Genomic DNA, 19263 nt, shown 5'->3' on the forward strand with positions numbered 1-19263 from the left:
ATTGCCCGTGAGCGTCGCTCGCGCGCGCCCGTGGCCTGTGGGAAACACCCTGAACTGTCCTGGCCTGCCAGAAAAGCGACGTATGCCCTGCGCTCACTCCGTTGGGTGATCTGCCGCATACGCATAGTCCGTTCGGACCATTCAAGATTGGGCCCGAAGGGGGTGTTGCGCCCTGCCTGCCTTCCGTAACGTCCTCAACTGGCAACGGTGAATATGCCGCTTGCCGCCGTGGGGGAGCCTCGATTCGGGAGAGGACGGCGCCAGCATGAGCTGGGTAACCGACTGGAGTGCACAGGCAGCCTGCCGCACGACCGATCCGGATGAGCTGTTCGTTCAAGGGGCAGCACAGAACCGCGCCAAGGCGGTCTGCACCGGATGCCCCGTGCGGACCGAGTGCCTTGCCGACGCCCTGGACAACCGCGTCGAGTTCGGCGTGTGGGGCGGGATGACGGAGCGCGAGCGGAGGGCGTTGCTGCGCCGCCGCCCGACCGTCACCTCGTGGCGTCGGCTGCTGGAGACGGCTCGTACGGAGTACGAACGCAGCGCGGGAATCCTCGTGGACTGCGAAGAAGAGGAGTTCGACAACTTCGCCGCGGTCGGCTGAGCCGGCCCGTGGCGCCCGGCCCTTCGGCCGGGTCATGGATACCCGGTGCGTGATCGTCCGGGTCGGGTGAGCGCCGGTTGCGGCATGGCCGCCGGCGCTTGAGTCGGCGCGCGATCAGTGCCTGCACGAGCGCGGTGGTTCGCTCGCCAGCGTGGTGTCTCACCAGCATGGCGTGTCACCGGCACGGTGATGGGCCGCATGGGCGGTCGAGTGGGCTGTTGGCTCGCTCGGGCGTACGGAGATCGGCGTGGCGTGCGCGTGATCGCGCCATGACGCCGGGTCTGTATGCCTGACGGCGACCGTCTGTCGCTGTGTCGCCTTGCCGCTGTGTCGCGCTCGTCAGCACCAGGTGATGCCGGGTCTCTCCTCGTTATGCCCCCACGCTGTTGTGCCGTCGCGTCGCCCCAGGGCGCGGAGGCGCGGCAGACACTTCCTCAGGCGGCCGGCAGTGGACTTGCCGGCCGGCCGTCTGCCATGTGCCCGTACGGCGTGCGCGAGCGCGTCCTTCCTCATGAGCGGTCAGCACGGGCTCGCGGCCCGCGAGCGGGTGCCTGCGCTCAGCCTGCGTCGCTCGCGCTCGCGTCGTCGCGGTTCTCCTCGTCGTCCCCGTGGCGGGAGACGAGGCGGTTGCCGATCTCGCGCAGTCCCGCGACGTCATGGACGTCACCGGGCAGTGCGGCGATCTCGGCCACCGGTACTTCCGGGTGCAGCGCGGTGAAGCGATCGCGGGTGCGTCGCTCACGCGCCAGCACCTGCATGCGCTCGGCGTGCAGGGTCAGCAGGCCGGCGGCGATCCGGGCCGACCGGGCCTCGGGGGACTGCTTCGATTCGGGAGGTGTGCCGGGGTCGTTCTGGTGCAGCGCCGGCGCAGCGGGGGAGGGCGCGTCGGCGGTACGTGATCCAGCCTTCCCGCCTCCGAGATCCACAATTCCGTCGTCGGCAAGATTTTCGGCGGCTTCCCCGCCCGCTGAAACGGAGTTCTCGGTTCCGGCCAGGTCGGTCAGCGTCTCGGCCGCCGCGAGCGCCCGCTCGGCGCTCAACTGGTCGGCGCCGCTGCCGTGTACGCGGTTCAGCACCAGGCCCGCCAGCGGCATCTGCTCGGCGGCCAGCCGCTCCACGAAGTACGCCGCCTCGCGCAGCGCGTCCCGCTCGGGCGCAGCCACCACGAGGAACGCCGTGCCGGGCGCCTGCAGCAGCCGGTACGTGGCGTCCGCGCGGGTGCGGAAGCCGCCGAACATGGTGTCCATGGCGGCCACGAACGTCTGGACGTCCTTGAGCAGCTGGCCGCCCATCAGCTTGCTGAGCGTGCCGGTCATCATCGACATGCCGACGTTCAGGAACTTCATCCCGGCCCGGCCGCCGACCTTCGCCGGCGCCATCAGGACCCGGATGAACTTGCCGTCCAGGAAGGACCCCAGCCGCTTCGGCGCGTCCAGGAAGTCCAGCGCCGACCGGCTCGGCGGAGTGTCGACGATGATCAGGTCCCACTCGTCGCGGGAGCGCAGCTGGCCCAGCTTCTCCATGGCCATGTACTCCTGCGTGCCGGCGAACCCGGCCGACAGGGACTGGTAGAAGGGGTTCTCCAGGATGGCCCTGGCCCGCTCCTTGTCCGCGTGCGCCTCGACGATCTCGTCGAACGTGCGCTTCATGTCCAGCATCATCGCGAACAGCTCGCCGCCCCCGGGGCCGCGTACGTCCTTCACCTGCCGCGGGATGTTGTCCAGCTCCGAGATGCCCATCGACTGCGCGAGCCGGCGGGCCGGGTCGATGGTGAGGACGACGGCGCGCCGGCCGCGCTCGGCGGCGCGCACGCCCAGTGCGGCCGCCGTGGTGGTCTTGCCGACGCCGCCCGCGCCGCAGCAGACGATGATGCGGGTCTGCGGGTCGTCGAGCAGCGCGTCCACGTCCAGATGCGGAGCCGAAGCGTCCAAGGTCGTGTACTCCGATGTCATATCGGTCCCTGTGTCCGCAGGTCACGGGCCAGCCGGTAGAGCCCGGCGAGGTCGACGCCCTCGGGGAGCAGTTCCAGCTCGTACGTGGGCAGCCCGAGCCCGGTGATCTCGGTGTGTTCCGCACGCTCCAGCGCGACCCGCTCGGCGTGCTCGCGGGCCTGCTCCAGCAGCGGATCGATGAGCCGCTCGGCCCGGCCGCCGCGGCGCGCCCCGCCCAGGCCCGCGCTGGAGAGCGCGGCGGCGATGCCCGCACGGGCGCCGTTCGCGGCCAGGTCCACGTCCTCCGGGCCGAGCACGGAGGGCCGGACCATGTTGATGACCACGCCGCCCACCGGAAGCCCGGCGGCGCGCAGCTCGGCGACGCCGTCCACGGTCTCCTGGACCGGCATCTCCTCCAGCAGCGTCACCAGATGGACGGCCGTCTCGGGCGACTTCAGCACCCGCATGACGGCCTGTGCCTGATTGTGGATGGGCCCTATCTTCGCGAGCCCCGCGACCTCGTCGTTGACGTTCAGGAAGCGGGTGATGCGGCCCGTGGGCGGCGCGTCCATGACGACCGCGTCGTACACGAACCGCCCGTGCTTGTCCTTGCGGCGGACGGCCTCGCACGCCTTGCCGGTCAGCAGGACGTCCCGCAGCCCCGGCGCGATGGTCGTGGCGAAGTCGATCGCGCCGAGCTTCTTGAGGGCGCGCCCGGCACTGCCGAGTTTGTAGAACATCTGGAGGTAGTCCAGCAGCGCGCGCTCGGCATCGATGGCCAGCGCGTGCACCTCCCCGCCTCCGGGCGCGACGGCGATCTTGCGCTCCTCGTAGGGCAGCGCTTCGGTCTCGAACACTTGGGCAATGCCCTGCCGGCCCTCGACCTCGACCAGGAGGGTGCGCTGCCCCTCGGTGGCCAGGGCGAGGGCGAGGGCGGCGGCGACCGTGGTCTTGCCGGTACCGCCCTTGCCGCTGACGACATGGAGCCTGCTCACGCCATGGAGCCTAACCAGTCCGCCTCCGGGCTACGCACAGGACGGCGGGCCTGTCCCGTATGCCTCGGTCGGCGGCGCGCCCCGGGGGGCCGGGAGGGCGTGCACGAGGGTGCTGCGGGCGCGCGTCCTCGGGCGCGCTGTACAGGCATTACGCTCGCCCCATGACGAAGTGGGAATACGCGACCGTGCCGCTGCTGGTGCACGCGACAAAGCAGATTCTGGACACCTGGGGCGAGGACGGCTGGGAGCTGGTCCAGGTCGTGCCGGGCCCGAACAACCCCGAGCAGCTGGTGGCCTACCTGAAGCGGGAGAAGCAGGCATGAGCCGGGTCGAGGACAAGATCGAGTCGCTCGGCCTGAAGCTCCCCGATGTCGTGCCGCCGCTGGCCGCGTACCAGCCTGCCGTGCGCTCCGGGAACTACGTGTTCACCTCCGGCCAGCTGCCGATGGTGGACGGTGCCCTGCCCGCCACCGGCAAGGTCGGCGGCGAGGTGAACGCCGAGCAGGCCAAGGAGCTGGCCGGCGTCTGCGCGCTGAACGCGCTGGCCGCCGTGAAGTCGGTCGTCGGCGACCTGGACAAGATCGTCCGGGTCGTGAAGGTCGTCGGCTTCGTGGCGTCCGCGCCGGACTTCACGGGCCAGCCCGGTGTCGTCAACGGCGCGAGCGAGCTGCTCGGCGAGATCCTCGGCGACAAGGGCGTGCACGCCCGCTCCGCCGTGGGCGTGGCCGTGCTGCCGGTCGACGCGCCGGTCGAGGTCGAGCTCCAGGTCGAGATCGCGGACTGAGCGGACAGTCAGCCCGAACGGACCGAACGGACCGAACGGACCGATCAGGCCGAATGGACCGAAGGGCTTCGAGGGCGGTACGGATCGCGGCGGGCGTCGCGGCCGTACCGCCCTCGTGCTGTGCGCGGCGCGACGCACCCGTATCGCGCGTACGCCGCTCCACTCGGACACTGCGTACGCCGCTCCCTCGGATGCTGCGTACGCCGCTCCCTCGGATGCTGCGTAAGCCGCTTCCCGGACGCTGCGTGTGCCGCTCCTTCAGACGCTGCGTCCGCTGCTTTCCGGACAGTGCGTGTGCCGCCCCCTCGTGTGCTGTGGGCAGCGCACCGGAAGGAGGGCGTCCGGCACGCCGGTGCCCTCTCGAACATCCGCGCGTGAACGCATAGCATCCGGCCATGTCGACGACGACCAATGGCCAGTGGTATCCGCCCGAATGGCCGGACCGGATCCGGGCGCTCGCCAGTGGGGAGCTGACGCCGGTCGCCCCCCGAAGAGCGGCGACCGTCATGCTCCTGCGGGACTCCGACCAGGGTCCGGCCGTCCACATGCTGCGCCGGCGCGCCTCGATGGCCTTCGCGGGCGGTGCGTACGCGTACCCGGGCGGCGGCGTCGACCCCCGTGACGAGCGCCCCGTCGCCTGGGCCGGGCCCTCACGCGCCGAGTGGGCCGCCCGGCTGGGCGTCGAGGAGGCCGTGGCACAGGCGGTGGTCTGCGCGGCGGTCCGCGAGACCTTCGAGGAGGCCGGCGTGCTGCTCGCCGGGCCGTCGGCCGGCACCGTCGTCGCCGACACCACCGGAGAGGACTGGGAGGCCGACCGGGCCGCGCTGGTGGCCCGCGAGCTGTCGTTCGCCGACTTCCTGGACCGCCGCGGCCTGGTGCTCCGCAGCGACCTGCTGGGGGCGTGGGCGCGCTGGATCACCCCCGAGTTCGAGCCCCGCCGCTACGACACATGGTTCTTCGTGGCCGCGCTCCCCGAGGGCCAGCGCACCCGCAACGCCTCCACGGAGGCCGACCGTACGGTGTGGACCCGGCCCGCCGAGGCGGCGGCCGGCTACGACCGCGGCGACCTGCTGATGATGCCGCCGACCATCGCCACGCTGCGCACCCTGGAGCCGTACGGCACGGCGGCCGAGGCGCTCGCGGCATCCGGGCGGCAGGACCTCACGCCCGTACTGGCGCGCGCGGAGCTCGTCGAGGACGAGATCGTGCTCAGCTGGCCCGGCCACGAAGAGTTCACCAAGCACATCCCCTCGGGCGCGGCGGCCGGCCACGGCGGCGCGTCCGGCTCACCCGAAGGGCCCGCCGCATGACCGACGCAGCCGCACTCCCCGGCCAGCCGCGCGGCGGCATCGCCACGGGCGCCGCGACCGACCGCGCGTACTGCGTGCTGGCGCCGAATCCGTCAGCGATGACGCTGGACGGCACGAACACCTGGATCGTCGCCGAGCCGGACTCCGACCGCGCCGTGGTCATCGACCCCGGCCCGCTCGACGAAGGCCACCTGAAGGCCGTCGTCGACACCGTCGAGCGGTCCGGCCGGCGGGTCGCGCTCACCCTGCTCACCCACGGGCACCCCGACCATGCCGAGGGCGCCTCGCGCTTCGCCGAGCTGACCCGTACGCCGGTACGGGCCCTGGACCCCGCGCTGCGCCTCGGGGACGAGGGGCTGGCCGCCGGGGACGTGATCACGACCGGCGGTCTGGAGCTGCGCGTCGTGCCCACCCCGGGGCACACCGCCGACTCGCTCTCGTTCCATCTCCCGGCCGACGCGGCGGTGCTCACCGGCGACACGATCCTGGGGCGCGGCACGACGGTGGTGGCGCACCCGGACGGCCGCCTCGGCGACTACCTGGACTCGCTGCGGCTGCTGCGCTCCCTGACGGTCGACGACGGCGTCACCACGGTCCTGCCGGGCCACGGGCCGGTGCTGAACGACGCACAGGGCGCCGTGGAGTTCTACCTCGCGCACCGGGCCAAGCGGCTGGCCCAGGTGGAGACCGCGGTCGAGGCGGGCCACCGTACGGCCGCCGACGTCGTCGCCCACGTGTACGCGGACGTCGACCGCTCCCTGTGGCCGGCGGCCGAGCTGTCCGTACGGGCCCAGCTGGACTACCTGGGCGAGCACGGCCTGGTCTGACGGCCTTCCGGCGGGGCCGCGCACACGAGGGGGCCGGTCCCGCGCATACGAGGGGGCCGGGCCCGGGCATACGAAAGGCCCCGCCGGAGCGGGGCCCTTTCGTATGCGCCGCGGCACGCGTGCTGCGTACCGGGCGGGTGCGTCAGCGGGAGCGCTTCGCGAGGCGCTCGACGTCCAGGAGGATCACCGCGCGGGCCTCCAGGCGCAGCCAGCCGCGGCCGGCGAAGTCCGCGAGCGCCTTGTTCACGGTCTCGCGGGAGGCGCCGACCAGCTGGGCCAGCTCTTCCTGCGTGAGGTCGTGGACGACGTGGATGCCTTCCTCGGACTGCACGCCGAAGCGGCGCGAGAGGTCCAGGAGGGCGCGCGCGACGCGGCCGGGCACGTCGGAGAAGACCAGGTCGGACATCTGGTCGTTGGTCTTGCGCAGCCGGCGGGCGACGGCGCGCAGCAGAGCCGTGGCCACCTCCGGCCGGGCGTTCAGCCAGGGCTGCAGGTCGCCGTGGCCCAGGCCCAGCAGCTTCACCTCGGTGAGCGCGGTGCCCGTGGCCGTGCGCGGGCCCGGGTCGAAGAGGGACAGCTCACCGATGAGCTCACCGGGGCCGAGGACGGCGAGCATGTTCTCGCGGCCGTCGGGGGAGGTGCGGTGCAGCTTCACCTTGCCGTCGGTGACCACGTACAGCCTGTCGCCCGGGTCCCCTTCGTGGAACAGGGCGTCACCACGGGCAAGCGTGACCTCGGTCATCGAGGCACGCAGCTCGGCAGCCTGCTCGTCATCGAGCGCCGCGAAGAGCGGTGCGCGCCGCAGAACGTCGTCCACGAGTTCTCTCCTTGTCGACATGCTCCGGGTGACGTAGGTCCCCATCATGCCGGAATGCAAAACAGTGCGATCAATCACAAGGATGCCGGACAGGTGTCCGCCGCCATAAGGCAGGGGGCCGATTGGGGGCGCGATTCCTGGCGATCGGGCCGGATGTCGGTGGGTGGCCTTAGTCTGGCCGAGTGTCCAATACGCCGGTGAGAGCACAGGACAAGGGGGCTGGACGAGTGAGCGCAGGCCGCGATTCTGCTGTGGGCGAACAGGCGGGCGCGAATGCCGCGAAGCCCTCGAAAGCGGACGCGAAGCTGGTGGGGTCCGCTACCGCCAAAAGGGCACCTGCGGCGGAGAAGGCCGGGGTGACGGAGGTGCCGGAAGCGTCCGGACCGGCCGCCGCCGGCCCCGCGCGCGGCGCGGCGCGGTCCCGTAAGGAACCGGCCACCGCCGGGCAGTCGGCGGTGCCCGCCGAGGAGACCGCTCCCGGAGCGAAGAAGCCCAGGTCAGCGGCGAAGAAGACGGCCGCGGCCGGGAAGCGGACGGCTGCCGTCACGAAGCGGACGACCGCGCGTAAAGCGGCCGCGGAGCCCGCCGGAAGCGAAGAAACCGCCGCGAAGAAAACCACCGCGAGGAAATCCCCGGCCAAAAAGTCCGCGGCCAAGAAAACCGCGGCCGGACAGAGCACCGCCGAGCAGAGCACCGCCAAGAAGGCCGCGGCGAAGAAGACCACCGCCAAGAAGAGCGCGGCGAAGAAGGCCCCCGCCGCCCCGGCGCCCGCCGTCCGCAAGGACGAGTCCAGGGTCGCGCTGGTCCGCCGGGCCCGCCGGATGAACCGCGAGCTCGCCGAGGTGTATCCGTACGCCCACCCCGAGCTGGACTTCCGCAACCCCTTCGAGCTGCTGGTCGCCACGGTCCTGTCGGCCCAGACCACCGACCTGCGGGTCAACCAGACCACCCCGGCCCTCTTCGCCGCGTATCCCACGCCCGAGGACATGGCCGCGGCCGACCCCGAGGCGCTGGAGGAGTTGATCCGGCCGACCGGCTTCTTCCGGGCCAAGGCGCGGTCCCTGCTGGGTCTGTCCGCCGCGCTGCGCGACCGCTTCGGCGGCGAGGTGCCCGGCCGGCTGGAGGACCTGGTCACCCTGCCCGGCGTGGGCCGCAAGACGGCCAATGTCGTGCTCGGCAACGCCTTCGGCGTCCCGGGGCTCACCGTCGACACCCACTTCGGGCGGCTGGTCCGCCGGTTCGGCTGGACCACCCAGCAGGACCCGGAGAAGGTCGAGGCGGAGATCGCCGACATCTTCCCCAAGAGCGAGTGGACGATGCTGTCGCACCGCCTGATCTTCCACGGCCGCCGCGTCTGCCACTCCCGCAAGCCCGCCTGCGGTGCCTGCCCCGTCGCGCCGCTGTGCCCGTCGTACGGAGAGGGCGAGACCGACCCGGAGAAGGCGAAGAAGCTGCTGAAGTACGAGATGGGCGGCAAGCCGGGGCAGCGGCTGCGGCCCCCGGCGGACTTCCCCGGCGAGCCCGCGCCGCCCCTGGGGGCCGCGTGACGGCCGGGTGACGGGAGACGGCCCCGGGGCCGGCACGTGGGTGACCATCGCAGCGAGGGCCTGAGGGGGCGCGGATGACGAGAGCACAGGAGACGGCGCGCGGGGCGTACGGCGAGGACGCCCGTGCGCGGCCGGCGGACGGACGGGAGGCGTACGGGCAGCGGACGGCCGGCGCGGGGGCGGCCACCGGGGACGTGCGCCTGACGACCGAGGGGCTGCCGGAGTGGCTGCGCCCGGTGGCGGAGGCGGCGGCGACGGTCAAGCCGCACCAGCTGAGCCGCTTCCTGCCGCCGCCGTCCGGCGGCCGGCAGTCGGCCGTGCTGATCCTCTTCGGCGAGGGCGAGCGCGGTCCCGAGCTGCTCCTCATGGAGCGGGCCGGGACGCTGCGTTCGCACGCGGGCCAGCCGTCCTTCCCGGGCGGCTCGCTGGACCCGGAGGACGGCGATCCGGACGGTGACGGTCCGCTGCGGGCCGCGCTGCGCGAAGCCTGGGAGGAGACCGGCCTGGACCCCTCCGGCGTGCAGCTCTTCGGTGTGCTGCCCCGGCTCTACATCCCGGTGAGCGGCTTCGTGGTGACGCCGGTGCTCGGTTGGTGGCGCGAGCCCAGCCCGGTCGGCGTGGTCGACCAGGCGGAGACGGCCCGGGTGTTCACGGTTCCCGTGGCCGATCTCACGGACCCCGCGCACCGGGTGACGTCCCGCCATCCGAGTGGCCACGTCGGCCCGGCCTTCACCGTCGAGGGGGCCCTGGTCTGGGGTTTCACCGCCGGTCTCATCGACCGCATCCTGCATTACGCGGGGTGGGAAGTGCCCTGGGACCGCGACAAGCAGGTCCCGCTCGACTGGCGCTCATGAGACGGTGGCGGGCGTGAACGTCCTGGACATCCTGCTGTTGGTCGCTGCCGTGTGGTTCGCGGTCGTCGGTTATCGCCAAGGTTTCGTCGTCGGCATCCTGTCCGTGATCGGCTTCCTCGGCGGTGGTCTGATCGCGATCTACCTGCTGCCCGTGATCTGGAACGAAGTGACCGAGGACGCCACACCGGGCTCCTTCGCCGCCATCGCGGCGGTCGCCATCGTGATCGTGTGCGCCTCCGTGGGGCAGGCGCTCACCACCCACTTGGGCAACAAGCTCCGGAGACACATCACCTGGACCCCGGCGCGCGCCCTGGACGCCACGGGCGGCGCGTTGGTGAACGTCGTGGCGATGCTGCTGGTGGCCTGGCTCATCGGATCGGCCCTCGCGGGCACCTCGCTGCCGACGCTCGGCAAGGAGGTGCGGAACTCCAAGGTGCTGCTCGGCGTGTCCCGGGTGATCCCGGCGCAGGCCGACACCTGGTTCGCCGACTTCTCCTCCGTACTCGCGCAGAACGGCTTCCCGCAGGTCTTCACGCCCTTCTCGAACGAGCCGATCCAGGAGGTCCGGCCGCCGGACCCGGCGCTGGCCGGCAGCCCGGTCGCGGCCCGCGCCAAGCGCAGCATCGTGAAGGTCGTCGGCACGGCCACCGGCTGCGCCAAGGTCCTCGAGGGCAGCGGCTTCGTCTTCGCCCCGCACCGCGTCATGACCAATGCGCACGTCGTCGGCGGCGTGACCGAGCCGACGGTGCAGATCGGCGGCGAGGGCCAGCGGTACGACGCCAAGGTCGTGCTGTACGACTGGCGGCGCGACATCGCCGTACTGGACGTCCCCTCGCTGCGGGCGCCCGCGCTGCGCTTCGCGGACCAGGACGCGCGGACCGCCGACAACGCCATCGTCGCCGGCTTCCCGGAGAACGGCGGCTACGACGTCCGCTCGGCCCGGGTCCGCGGCCGCATCCAGGCCAACGGCCCGGACATCTACCACCGCGGCACGGTCGCCCGCGACGTGTACTCCCTCTACGCCACCGTCCGGCAGGGCAACTCCGGCGGCCCGCTGCTCACCCCGCGCGGCGAGGTCTACGGCGTCGTCTTCGCCAAGTCCCTGGACGACGACAGCACGGGGTACGCCCTGACGGCCGACGAGGTCCGCACCGACGTGCAGCGGGGCCGCACGGCACAGCGGCAGGCCGACAGTCAGGGTTGCGCGATGTGAGAAGGGGCCCCGAGCGGCCGCTGCCGCCTTCCGGGGCCCGCCGGGCCCTCGGGGGCGCCCGCCGTCCCGCGAGTCCGCCCAGCGGGCTCCTGGCGGCGGGCACCGGCGGCCCGGCGCGTCAGCCCCGCGGGTGACGGAGCCGCGCGGTCACCCAGCGCGCACGGCGGCGCAGGATGCGCGGGATGCCGAGTGGATCGGCGAGCTCATGAGGTCCGCCCGCCCGGAGGTCCGGGGCGCTCCTCTCCTTGGTGCCCAGCGCAGCGGCGTTGCTGCGGCGGTTGCGTGCCACGTCACGGTAGTCGTGCGTCCAGCCCATACCCTCGACTCTGCCCGTGCCCCGCGGTCCGTAACCGCACCGGTGTCGGTCAATTGGCCTATGCGCGAGGCAAGTGGCTGCTCGTCAGACGGACGTTCGTATCCGTTCGGCGGTGCGTCACTTCCGTCCCCCGGGCACCGCAGAAACGGACCTGCGGCGGGTCACCGGTCCGGCTCGGAGTCCTTGAGCCAGTTGATGAGCTCGGTGGTGAAGGCGACCGGGTCCTCCTCGTGCGGGAAGTGCCCCAGCCCGTCGAAGAGCCGCCAGCGGTACGGCGCCTCGACGTACTCCCCGGAGCCGGCCGCGCTGCGGGTGCGCATCACCGGGTCGAGGGACCCGTGCAGGTGCAGCGTCGGCACCCGTACCGGCCACTTCATCCGGCGGTTGAACTGGATGCCGTCGGGCCGCGCCATGGACCGCACCATCCAGCGGTACGGCTCGATCGAGCAGTGCGCCGTGGACGGGATGGTCATCGCCCGCCGGTACGCCTCGATCGCGTCGTCCTCGGGCAGCCGGGGCCCGGACCAGTCCCGGATCAGCCGCCCGACCAGCGCCGCGTCGTCGGCCACCAGGGCACGCTCGGGCAGCCAGGGCCGCTGGAAGCTCCAGATGTGCGAGGAGCGGCGGCTCTGCTTGACGTCCGCGAGCATCGCCGCGCGCCAGCGCCGCGGGTGCGGCATCGAGGCCACCGCGAGCCGCCGGACGAGCTTGGGCCGCATCACAGCGGCCGTCCAGGCCAGGTAACCGCCCAGGTCGTGCCCGACGAGCGCGGCGTCCGGCTCGCCCAGCGAGCGCACCACGCCGGTGATGTCCAGGGCGAGGTTGGCCGGGTCGTAACCGCGGGGCGTGCGGTCGCTGCCGCCCACGCCCCGCAGGTCCATCGCCACCGCCCGGTAGCCCGCCTCGGCGAGCGCAGGCAGCTGGTACCGCCAGGTCCACCAGAACTGCGGGAAGCCGTGCAGCAGCAGTACCAGCGGCCCGTCACCCATCTCGGCGATGTGGAAGCGCGCGCCGTTGGCCGCCACGTCCCGGTGCGTCACCTCGTGCCCGCCCGGGAGGTCGAGCCGTACCACCGAGGTGGGTGAGGGGGCCGGCGAGGATTCGGAAGCCGTCATACGGCCGAGCGTGTCACACTCTCGACCGCCGGGTGCTCCTCCACGGCCGGCCGCGGGTGCGGCTTGACGTTCCCCAGGACGGCCGCCGTCTGCTTGGCGGACGCGACGGTCTTCTGCGGGCCCTTGCCGGCCTTGGCCTTCTTGAAGAAGACGAGGGCGATCAGGCCCAGCAGCCCGGCGACGAGCACGTTGGCCGCGAAGGAGAGCAGGAAGCAGACCGAGAGGTGCCAGCCGCTCCAGGCCTGGATGCCGTAGGCCAGCGCGAAGCTCAGCATCGGCAGCGAGAAGAGCAGCACGATCGCCGCCGCGCCGCCCGCCAGCCCGCCGACGCCGGCCCGCTTCACGTCGTTCCGCAGCTCCGCCTTGGCGAGCGCGATCTCGTCGTGGACCAGCGCGGACACTTCGGTGGTGGCGTGCGCCACCAGCTGCCCGAGGGTGCGGTCCGTGCCGCCGGCCGTGCCGTCGTCTGCTGTGCTCATCGACTGCTCCCGTTCTCGGTCTCCCGTTGATTACCTCTCAGATCATGCCGGACCATCCTGCCCGGCGTCGGAGGCGGCGGCCACCTCGGCCCGGCGTCGGTGTTCGGCCGCCTTGGCCTCGAGGAGGGCAGCCATGCGCAAGTGGTACTCCGGGGTGCCCTCTTCGTAGACGTCCGGGATGCCGTCCTGGTCCTCGTCGCGGTTCTCCTCCTCGTACAGCCGCCGGTACTTGGCGTTGCGGATCTTCAGCAGCACGGTGGCCAGGACGGCGGCCGCCAGCGAGCCGGTCAGCACGGCGGCCTTGACCTCGTCGGTGAGCACCGGGTCCGAGGAGAACGCCAGCTCGCCGATGAGCAGCGAGACCGTGAAGCCGATGCCGGCCAGCGCCGACACCGCGAAGAGGTCCGGCCACTTCAGGTCCGGGTTGAGCGAGGCCCTGGTCAGCCGGGTGGTCAGCCAGGTGCCGCCGAAGATGCCGAGGGTCTTGCCGAGGACCAGGCCGAGCACCACGCCGAGCGTCTCGGCCTGGGTGAAGACGTCGTGCAGCGCGCCGCCGGAGACGGACACGCCGGCCGAGAAGAGGGCGAACAGCGGGACGGCGAGGCCGGCCGACAGGGGGCGCACGAGGTGCTCGATGTGCTCGCCGGGGGAGTGCGGCTCGCCCTCGCGCCGGTGGCAGCGCAGCATCAGGCCCATGGCCACGCCCGCGATGGTCGCGTGCACGCCGCTGTTGTACATCAGGCCCCAGATGACCAGGGCGAGCGGCACGTACACGTACCAGCCGCGCACCCCCTTGCGCAGCAGTACGTAGAAGACCGCGAGCCCGAGCACCGCGCCGCCGAGCGCCCAGAAGTTGATCGTCGAGGTGAAGAAGACGGCGATGATCAGGATGGCGAACAGGTCGTCGACCACGGCCAGGGTCAGCAGGAACGCGCGGAGTGCGGACGGCAGGGACGTGCCGATGACGGCCAGGACGGCGAGCGCGAAGGCGATGTCCGTCGCGGTGGGCACCGCCCAGCCGCCCAGGGAGCCGCCGCCCGTGGTGTTGACCACGGTGTAGACGACCGCGGGCATGACCATGCCGCACAGCGCGGCCACGACGGGCAGTGCGGCGGCCTTGGGGTCGCGCAGCTCGCCCGCGACCAGCTCGCGCTTGAGCTCGATGCCGGCGACGAAGAAGAAGACGGCGAGCAGGCCGTCGGCCGCCCAGTGCTGGACGGAGAGGTCCAGGCCGAGCGCCGCGGGGCCGAAGTGGAAGCCGCGTACCGCCTCGTAACCGTCGCCGAGTGGCGTGTTGGCCCAGATGAGTGCGGCGACCGCCGCCACCAGGAGCAGGACGCCGCCCACGGTCTCCGTGCGGAGCAGGTCCGCGAGGTAGTTCCGCTCGGGCAGGGAGATCCGGCCGAGCAGGACGTTGCGGCGGGGGGCGGGGGACTTCACGCGGTGACCTCCGGGCGGTGGCAGCTGAACATGGCTGTTGCAGTTGCCGACCAGACTTCCCGGCGCACCCTCGATATTCCGTGCGTTTCTTGACGCGTTCTTCACTCTACCCGGGTGGCGCACAAACGATCCGGCGAGCGGCGTTCCGGGGGCGTACGTCACAGTGCGCCCGTGAGCGCGCCCCGTCCGGGCCCGCACACGGCGAAGGGGCGCCCCGCCGGTGCTCGGCGGGGCGCCCCTGTACGGCGCGGACCGGTCAGCTGCGGTCCGGGCCGGTCAGTCCTCGCTCGGCGCGCTCGGCAGCTGGGACTGGATCAGCTCCATGACCGAGGAGTCGGTCAGGGTGGTGACGTCGCCCAGGTCGCGGTTCTCCGCGACGTCCCGCAGCAGCCGGCGCATGATCTTGCCGGAACGGGTCTTGGGCAGCTCCTGGACCGGCAGGATGCGCTTGGGCTTGGCGATCGGGCCGAGGCTCTGGGCGACGTGCGCCCGCAGCTCGTTCACCAGCGCCTCGTCCTGCTCGACGCCGCCGCGCAGGATCACGAAGGCGCAGATGGCCTGGGTGGTCTGCGGGTCGGTGGCGCCCACGACGGCCGCCTCGGCCACCTTCGGGTGCGAGACCAGCGCGGACTCGACCTCGGTGGTGGAGATGTTGTGCCCGGAGACCAGCATGACGTCGTCCACCCGGCCCAGCAGCCAGATGTCGCCGTCCTCGTCCTTCTTCGCGCCGTCGCCCGCGAAGTACTTGCCCTCGAAGCGGGACCAGTAGGTGTCCAGGTAGCGCTGGTCGTCGCCCCAGATGGTGCGCAGCATGGACGGCCACGGCTCGGTCAGCACGAGGTAGCCGCCGGCGCCGTCGGGCACCTCGTTGGCGTCGTCGTCGACCACGGTCGCCGCGATGCCGGGCAGCGGCACCTGCGCGGAGCCGGGCTTGGCCGCCGTGACGCCGGGCAGCGGGCTGAGCATGATGCCGCCGGTCTCGGTCTGCCACCAGGTGTCCACGACCGGCGTGCGGTCACCGCCGATGTGCTTGCGGTACCAGATCCACGCCTCGGGGTTGATCGGCTCGCCGACCGAGCCCAGCACGCGCAGGCTCGACAGGTCGAACTTGGCGGGGATGTCATCGCCCCACTTCATGCAGGCGCGGATCGCGGTCGGCGCGGTGTACAGGATCGTCACGCCGTACTTCTGGACGATCTCCCACCAGCGGCCCTGGTGCGGGGTGTCGGGCGTGCCCTCGTAGAGCACCTCGGTCGCGCCGTTGGAGAGCGGGCCGTAGGTGATGTACGAGTGGCCGGTCACCCAGCCGACGTCGGCGGTGCACCAGTAGACGTCGGTCTCCGGCTTGAGGTCGAAGACCGCGTGGTGGGTGTAGGAGACCTGGGTGAGGTAGCCGCCCGTGGTGTGCAGGATGCCCTTGGGCTTACCCGTCGTGCCCGAGGTGTACAGGATGAACAGCGGGTGCTCGGCGTCGAAGGCCTGCGGGGTGTGCTGGTCGCTCTGCTGCTCGACGAGCTCGTGCCACCAGACGTCCCGGCCCTCGGTCCACGCGGTGTCCTCGCCGGTACGGCGGACCACGAGGACGCTGCGCACGTTCTCCGTGCCGGGCTTGGTCAGCGCCTCGTCGACGGCGGGCTTGAGCGCGGAGGGCTTGCCGCGGCGGTAGCCGCCGTCGGAGGTGATCACGACGCGGGCGTCGGCGTCCTGGATGCGGGTGGCCAGCGCGTCGGCCGAGAAGCCGCCGAAGACCACCGAATGGGGCGCGCCCAGACGGGCGCAGGCCAGCATGGCGATGACCGTCTCCGGGATCATCGGCATGTAGATCGCGACCCGGTCGCCGGCCTCGACGCCCAGCGAGGTCAGCGCGTTGGCGGCCTTGGAGACCTCACGCTGCAGCTCGGCGTAGGTGATGGCGCGGGTGTCGCCGGGCTCGCCCTCGAAGTGGATGGCGACCCGGTCGCCCAGGCCGTTCTCCACGTGCCGGTCGACGCAGTTGTACGCGACGTTGAGCTTGCCGTCGGCAAACCACTTCGCGAAGGGCGCGTTCGTCCAGTCCAGCGTCTGGGTGGGCTCGGTGGCCCAGGTCAGACGCTTCGCCTGCTCGGCCCAGAAGCCCAGCCGGTCCGCCGCGGCCCGTTCGTACGCCACCGCCTTGACGTTGGCGTTCGCGGCCAGGTCTGCGGGCGGTGCGAACCGCCGCTCCTCCTTCATCAGATTGGCCAGGCTCTCGTTGCTCACGGCATCTCCCAGTCTCAGGGCGTCCGGTGTGTCCCGGGCCATAGCTCATCAGCCGATGGGCCGCTCTGACAAGGGCTGTTGATAAAAATTGGTGTAGACCTTTTGCTTCCCTTGGGAACGCGGCCCGCATTCGCCGCCGCGCCGTAAGGATCATGGAGCGCCGCAGGTCACAGCAGTTTCCGCGATGCCGCGGCCGAACGGGTCACGCGGTGACGGGCGTGGACCCGGGCCGTACGGCCGAGAACCGGTCCGAGCCGTGCTCCAGCACGTACGCCTGTGCCTCGGCCACGTGGAAGTACATGCCGTGCAGCGACAGCGAGCCCTCGGCCACCCGGCGCGCCACGCACTGATGTGTCATCAGGTGGTCCAGCTGCTGCATGACGTTGACGAGCGCCAGCCGCTCCAGGTCGTCGGCGACCGGACGGTCGGCCAGCCGGACCTGCGCGCCTTCGGGACGCGCCATCCGGTCCAGGCTCGGGCGGCCGTGCCGCAGCCAGCGCGCGAGCGGGGTCTGCGCGCCGGGCTCGTGGTGGTGCGTGCTCAGGAGGGCCTGCATCGCGCCGCACCCCGAGTGCCCGCACACGGTGATCGAGCCTACCTTCAGCACCTCGACGGCGTATTCGATGGCGGCGCCCACGGAGTCGCACGCGGCCTCCGTGCCCGGCGGCGGCATCAGATTGCCGATGTTGCGCACCGTGAAGAGGTCGCCAGGGCCGCTCGTCGTGATCATGCTGGTGACGAGCCGGGAATCGGCGCAGGTCAGGAAGAGGTTCGTGGGCCGCTGCCCCTCCCGCGCGAGCCGGGCCAGCTCCTCGCGCACGAGTGGGGCCGTGTGCCGCTGGAAGGCGCTCACCCCGCCCAGCAGCCGGCCGCCTCCCAGGAGCTGCGCGTCGTCCGTACCGGTGGGCCGCTCGGGGCGCGTGCAGTGGTGGTTGCGCCACGGCGTCCAGGGACGGCAGGCGTGCGTACCGGCCGGCTCGGCGATCGGCCGCCCGCCGCGCCCGCCCAGGACTACCTCGCCACCGCGCGCACGGTGCGCGCTGGACCAGGACTGCAGGGCCTCGTAGGCGGCGTGGTCCATGAAGGAGCCGTGCAGTTCGATGACCGCACGGGCCGTGCCGGGCACCTGCGCGAGCGCCCGGGTCAGCCGCGGTACGGCCAGGAACGTCAACTGGCCGCTGACGCGCACCCGGTGCTGGTCGCCGTCCTCGATGACGGAGACCCGGGTGTGGGTGAGCCGGCGCAGCGCCAGGAAGACGGCGACGGCGATCCCCAGGCCCACGCCCTGCAGCACCCCGAAGACCACCACACCGCCCAGCGTGACGGCGTAGACGGGGAACTCCCGGTGCCGCTGCACGTGCCGGATGTGCGCGAAGCTCACCATCCGTACGCCGACGAGCATCACCAGTGCGGCGAGCGCGGCCAGCGGGATCAGCTCCAGCGCCCCGGCCAGCAGCCCGGAGCACAGCACCACCCAGACGCCGTGCAGCACCGTCGACGCGCGCCCGGTCGCGCCCGCCTTCACGTTCGCCGAGCCGCGCATCGCGCCGCCGGCGATCGGCAGGCCGCCCAGCAGCCCGGAGAGGACGTTCGAGGCGCCCTGGCCCAGCAACTCGCGGTCCAGGCGGGTGGGCGCCGGGCCGGGGCCCGGCTGCTCGGTGGCCAGCTTGTCGACGGCGACGGCCGACAGCAGCGATTCCATGCTCGCCACGAGCGTCACCGTCAGGACGGCGGCGGCCAGGCCGAGCAGTGGCGTGTCCGGGAGCGCGGGCAGTTCGGGTGCGCGCCAGGAGGGCAGCTCGACGCGCGGCACCGTGAAGCCCGTACTCAGGGCGGTGGCGAGGGCCACGGCGGGCAGCGGCGCCGGAATCTTGCGCAGCGTGTGGCCCGGACGGCCGGGCAGCCGCGGCCAGCCGGCCAGGACGGCGACGGTGACCGCGGCGATCAGTACGGAGACGCCGTGCAGGCCCGCCAACTGACCGGGCAGCTCGGCGATGTTGGTGAGCGAGGAACTGTGCGCGTCTCCGCCGAGCACCACATGGAGCTGGCCGAGCGCGATGGTCACCCCGATGCCGGCGAGCATGCCGTGCACGATGGCGGGGCTGATGGCGAGCGCCGCACGGGCCACGCGGAGCGTGCCCAGAAGGAGCTGCGCGAGGCCGGCCAGCACGGTGATGGCGCAGGTGGTGCGCCAGCCGTACCGCTGCACGAGGTCGGCGGAGACGACCAGGAGGCCGGTGGCGGCGCCGCTGACCTGGAGCGGCGCGCCGCCCAGCAGACCGGCCACGAGGCCGCCGACGGCCGCGGCGATGAGCCCGGCCTGCGGGGGCGCACCGATGGCCAGCGCGATGCCGAGGGAGAGCGGGATGGCGATCAGGAAGATGACGAAGGAGGCGCCCAGGTCCCGGCGCCAGTCCTCGCCGGAGGGGCGCCGGAACGCCGTGGGCCGCCTTTCCGCGGGCGGCTGTCGGTCGTGGTCCTGCGGAGCGGTACGCGGGTCCTGGGACCGCGGCGTGGCCGGCTCGGATGCGTGGGGCTGCGGCATTCCCGTCTCCTCCGGGGCGACGCGGCCGCGCTCAAGGGAGGCGGCCGTGGGGCGGCGGTGTACTGCGGGGCTGAGCCGGCCGGGATGCCTTGCGGTGGGTGACGGCCCGGTGACTCTTCGATGTCGGTAAAGAGATCGTAATGACGTATCGGGTCACCACGGAGCCGCGACGGGCGAATGGGCTGATTGTTCCGCCCATCAGGTGAACGCGGGCGCCTCTGTCCGGCGTGTGCGTTGCCGCGCGGACG

General features: G+C 72.4%; 17 protein-coding genes. 8 read left to right on the forward strand and 9 right to left on the reverse strand.

Going from position 1 to position 19263, the window contains the following annotated elements; all coding sequences use genetic code 11:
- Window positions 1–265: 265 nt before the first annotated feature.
- A complete protein-coding gene (locus tag C3486_RS06770; RefSeq protein WP_052866087.1) occupies window positions 266–604 on the forward strand; it encodes a WhiB family transcriptional regulator in 339 nt (112 codons plus the stop codon).
- Between the two features lie 557 nt (window positions 605–1161).
- Here C3486_RS06770 and C3486_RS06775 read toward each other — a convergent pair.
- Entirely contained in the window at window positions 1162–2556 is a 1395-nt protein-coding gene (locus tag C3486_RS06775; protein WP_103831678.1) for an ArsA family ATPase, read from the reverse strand.
- Window positions 2553–3530, reverse strand: coding sequence for an ArsA-related P-loop ATPase (locus tag C3486_RS06780; protein WP_103831679.1), 978 nt, complete (start codon window positions 3528–3530; stop codon window positions 2553–2555). Before C3486_RS06780 ends, C3486_RS06775 begins: the two co-directional genes overlap by 4 nt.
- A 161-nt stretch (window positions 3531–3691) precedes the next feature.
- Here C3486_RS06780 and C3486_RS06785 point away from each other — a divergent pair, with 161 nt between their 5' ends.
- The 4 genes from C3486_RS06785 to C3486_RS06800 all read left to right on the forward strand — a co-directional run bounded on the left by C3486_RS06785 (window position 3692) and on the right by C3486_RS06800 (window position 6451).
- On the forward strand, window positions 3692–3853 hold the full coding sequence (locus C3486_RS06785; RefSeq protein ID WP_003975360.1) for a DUF4177 domain-containing protein: 162 nt from the start codon (window positions 3692–3694) through the stop codon (window positions 3851–3853).
- Window positions 3850–4314, forward strand: coding sequence for a RidA family protein (locus C3486_RS06790; protein ID WP_103831680.1), 465 nt, complete (start codon window positions 3850–3852; stop codon window positions 4312–4314). The genes C3486_RS06785 and C3486_RS06790 overlap by 4 nt, the downstream gene beginning before the upstream one ends.
- A gap of 395 nt (window positions 4315–4709) precedes the next feature.
- On the forward strand, window positions 4710–5624 hold the full coding sequence (locus tag C3486_RS06795; protein ID WP_103831681.1) for an NUDIX hydrolase: 915 nt from the start codon (window positions 4710–4712) through the stop codon (window positions 5622–5624).
- Window positions 5621–6451, forward strand: coding sequence for an MBL fold metallo-hydrolase (locus tag C3486_RS06800; RefSeq protein ID WP_103831682.1), 831 nt, complete (start codon window positions 5621–5623; stop codon window positions 6449–6451). Before C3486_RS06795 ends, C3486_RS06800 begins: the two co-directional genes overlap by 4 nt.
- A 142-nt stretch (window positions 6452–6593) precedes the next feature.
- Here C3486_RS06800 and C3486_RS06805 read toward each other — a convergent pair whose 3' ends face one another.
- A complete protein-coding gene (locus C3486_RS06805; RefSeq protein WP_030260115.1) occupies window positions 6594–7268 on the reverse strand; it encodes a Crp/Fnr family transcriptional regulator in 675 nt (224 codons plus the stop codon).
- 455 nt (window positions 7269–7723) lie between these two features.
- Here C3486_RS06805 and nth point away from each other — a divergent pair, with 455 nt between their 5' ends.
- The 3 genes from nth to C3486_RS06820 all read left to right on the forward strand — a co-directional run bounded on the left by nth (window position 7724) and on the right by C3486_RS06820 (window position 10882).
- On the forward strand, window positions 7724–8815 hold the full coding sequence (nth, locus tag C3486_RS06810; protein ID WP_103831769.1) for an endonuclease III: 1092 nt from the start codon (window positions 7724–7726) through the stop codon (window positions 8813–8815).
- 74 nt (window positions 8816–8889) lie between these two features.
- The gene (locus tag C3486_RS06815; protein WP_103831683.1) at window positions 8890–9669 is read left to right on the forward strand and encodes a CoA pyrophosphatase; all 780 of its coding nucleotides are present in this window, start codon (window positions 8890–8892) and stop codon (window positions 9667–9669) included.
- 13 nt (window positions 9670–9682) lie between these two features.
- Window positions 9683–10882 carry a MarP family serine protease gene (locus tag C3486_RS06820; protein WP_103831684.1) on the forward strand — a complete coding sequence of 400 codons (1200 nt, stop codon included), beginning with the start codon at window positions 9683–9685 and terminating at the stop codon, window positions 10880–10882.
- A gap of 118 nt (window positions 10883–11000) precedes the next feature.
- On the opposite strand, the gene C3486_RS06825 is transcribed toward C3486_RS06820, so the two are convergent.
- From C3486_RS06825 to C3486_RS06850, 6 genes are all read right to left on the reverse strand, one after another.
- Window positions 11001–11198, reverse strand: a complete 198-nt coding sequence (locus C3486_RS06825; RefSeq protein ID WP_103831685.1) for a hypothetical protein — start codon at window positions 11196–11198, stop codon at window positions 11001–11003.
- Between the two features lie 161 nt (window positions 11199–11359).
- Window positions 11360–12313 carry an alpha/beta fold hydrolase gene (locus C3486_RS06830; protein ID WP_103831686.1) on the reverse strand — a complete coding sequence of 318 codons (954 nt, stop codon included), beginning with the start codon at window positions 12311–12313 and terminating at the stop codon, window positions 11360–11362.
- Window positions 12310–12792, reverse strand: a complete 483-nt coding sequence (locus C3486_RS06835) for a phage holin family protein (RefSeq protein ID WP_103831687.1) — start codon at window positions 12790–12792, stop codon at window positions 12310–12312. Before C3486_RS06835 ends, C3486_RS06830 begins: the two co-directional genes overlap by 4 nt.
- A gap of 42 nt (window positions 12793–12834) precedes the next feature.
- Entirely contained in the window at window positions 12835–14232 is a 1398-nt protein-coding gene (nhaA, locus tag C3486_RS06840; RefSeq protein ID WP_103831688.1) for a Na+/H+ antiporter NhaA, read from the reverse strand.
- Between the two features lie 276 nt (window positions 14233–14508).
- Window positions 14509–16470: an acetate--CoA ligase gene (gene acs / locus C3486_RS06845; protein WP_103831689.1), complete on the reverse strand. Its 1962-nt coding sequence runs from the start codon at window positions 16468–16470 to the stop codon at window positions 14509–14511.
- Between the two features lie 202 nt (window positions 16471–16672).
- Complete coding sequence (locus C3486_RS06850) at window positions 16673–19015, reverse strand: SulP family inorganic anion transporter (protein ID WP_103831690.1); 2343 nt, start codon at window positions 19013–19015, stop codon at window positions 16673–16675.
- Window positions 19016–19263 lie beyond the last annotated feature (248 nt).

This window comes from Streptomyces sp. Ru73 (genome assembly GCF_002920575.1).
In the GTDB taxonomy this organism is placed as follows: Bacteria; Actinomycetota; Actinomycetes; order Streptomycetales; family Streptomycetaceae; genus Streptomyces.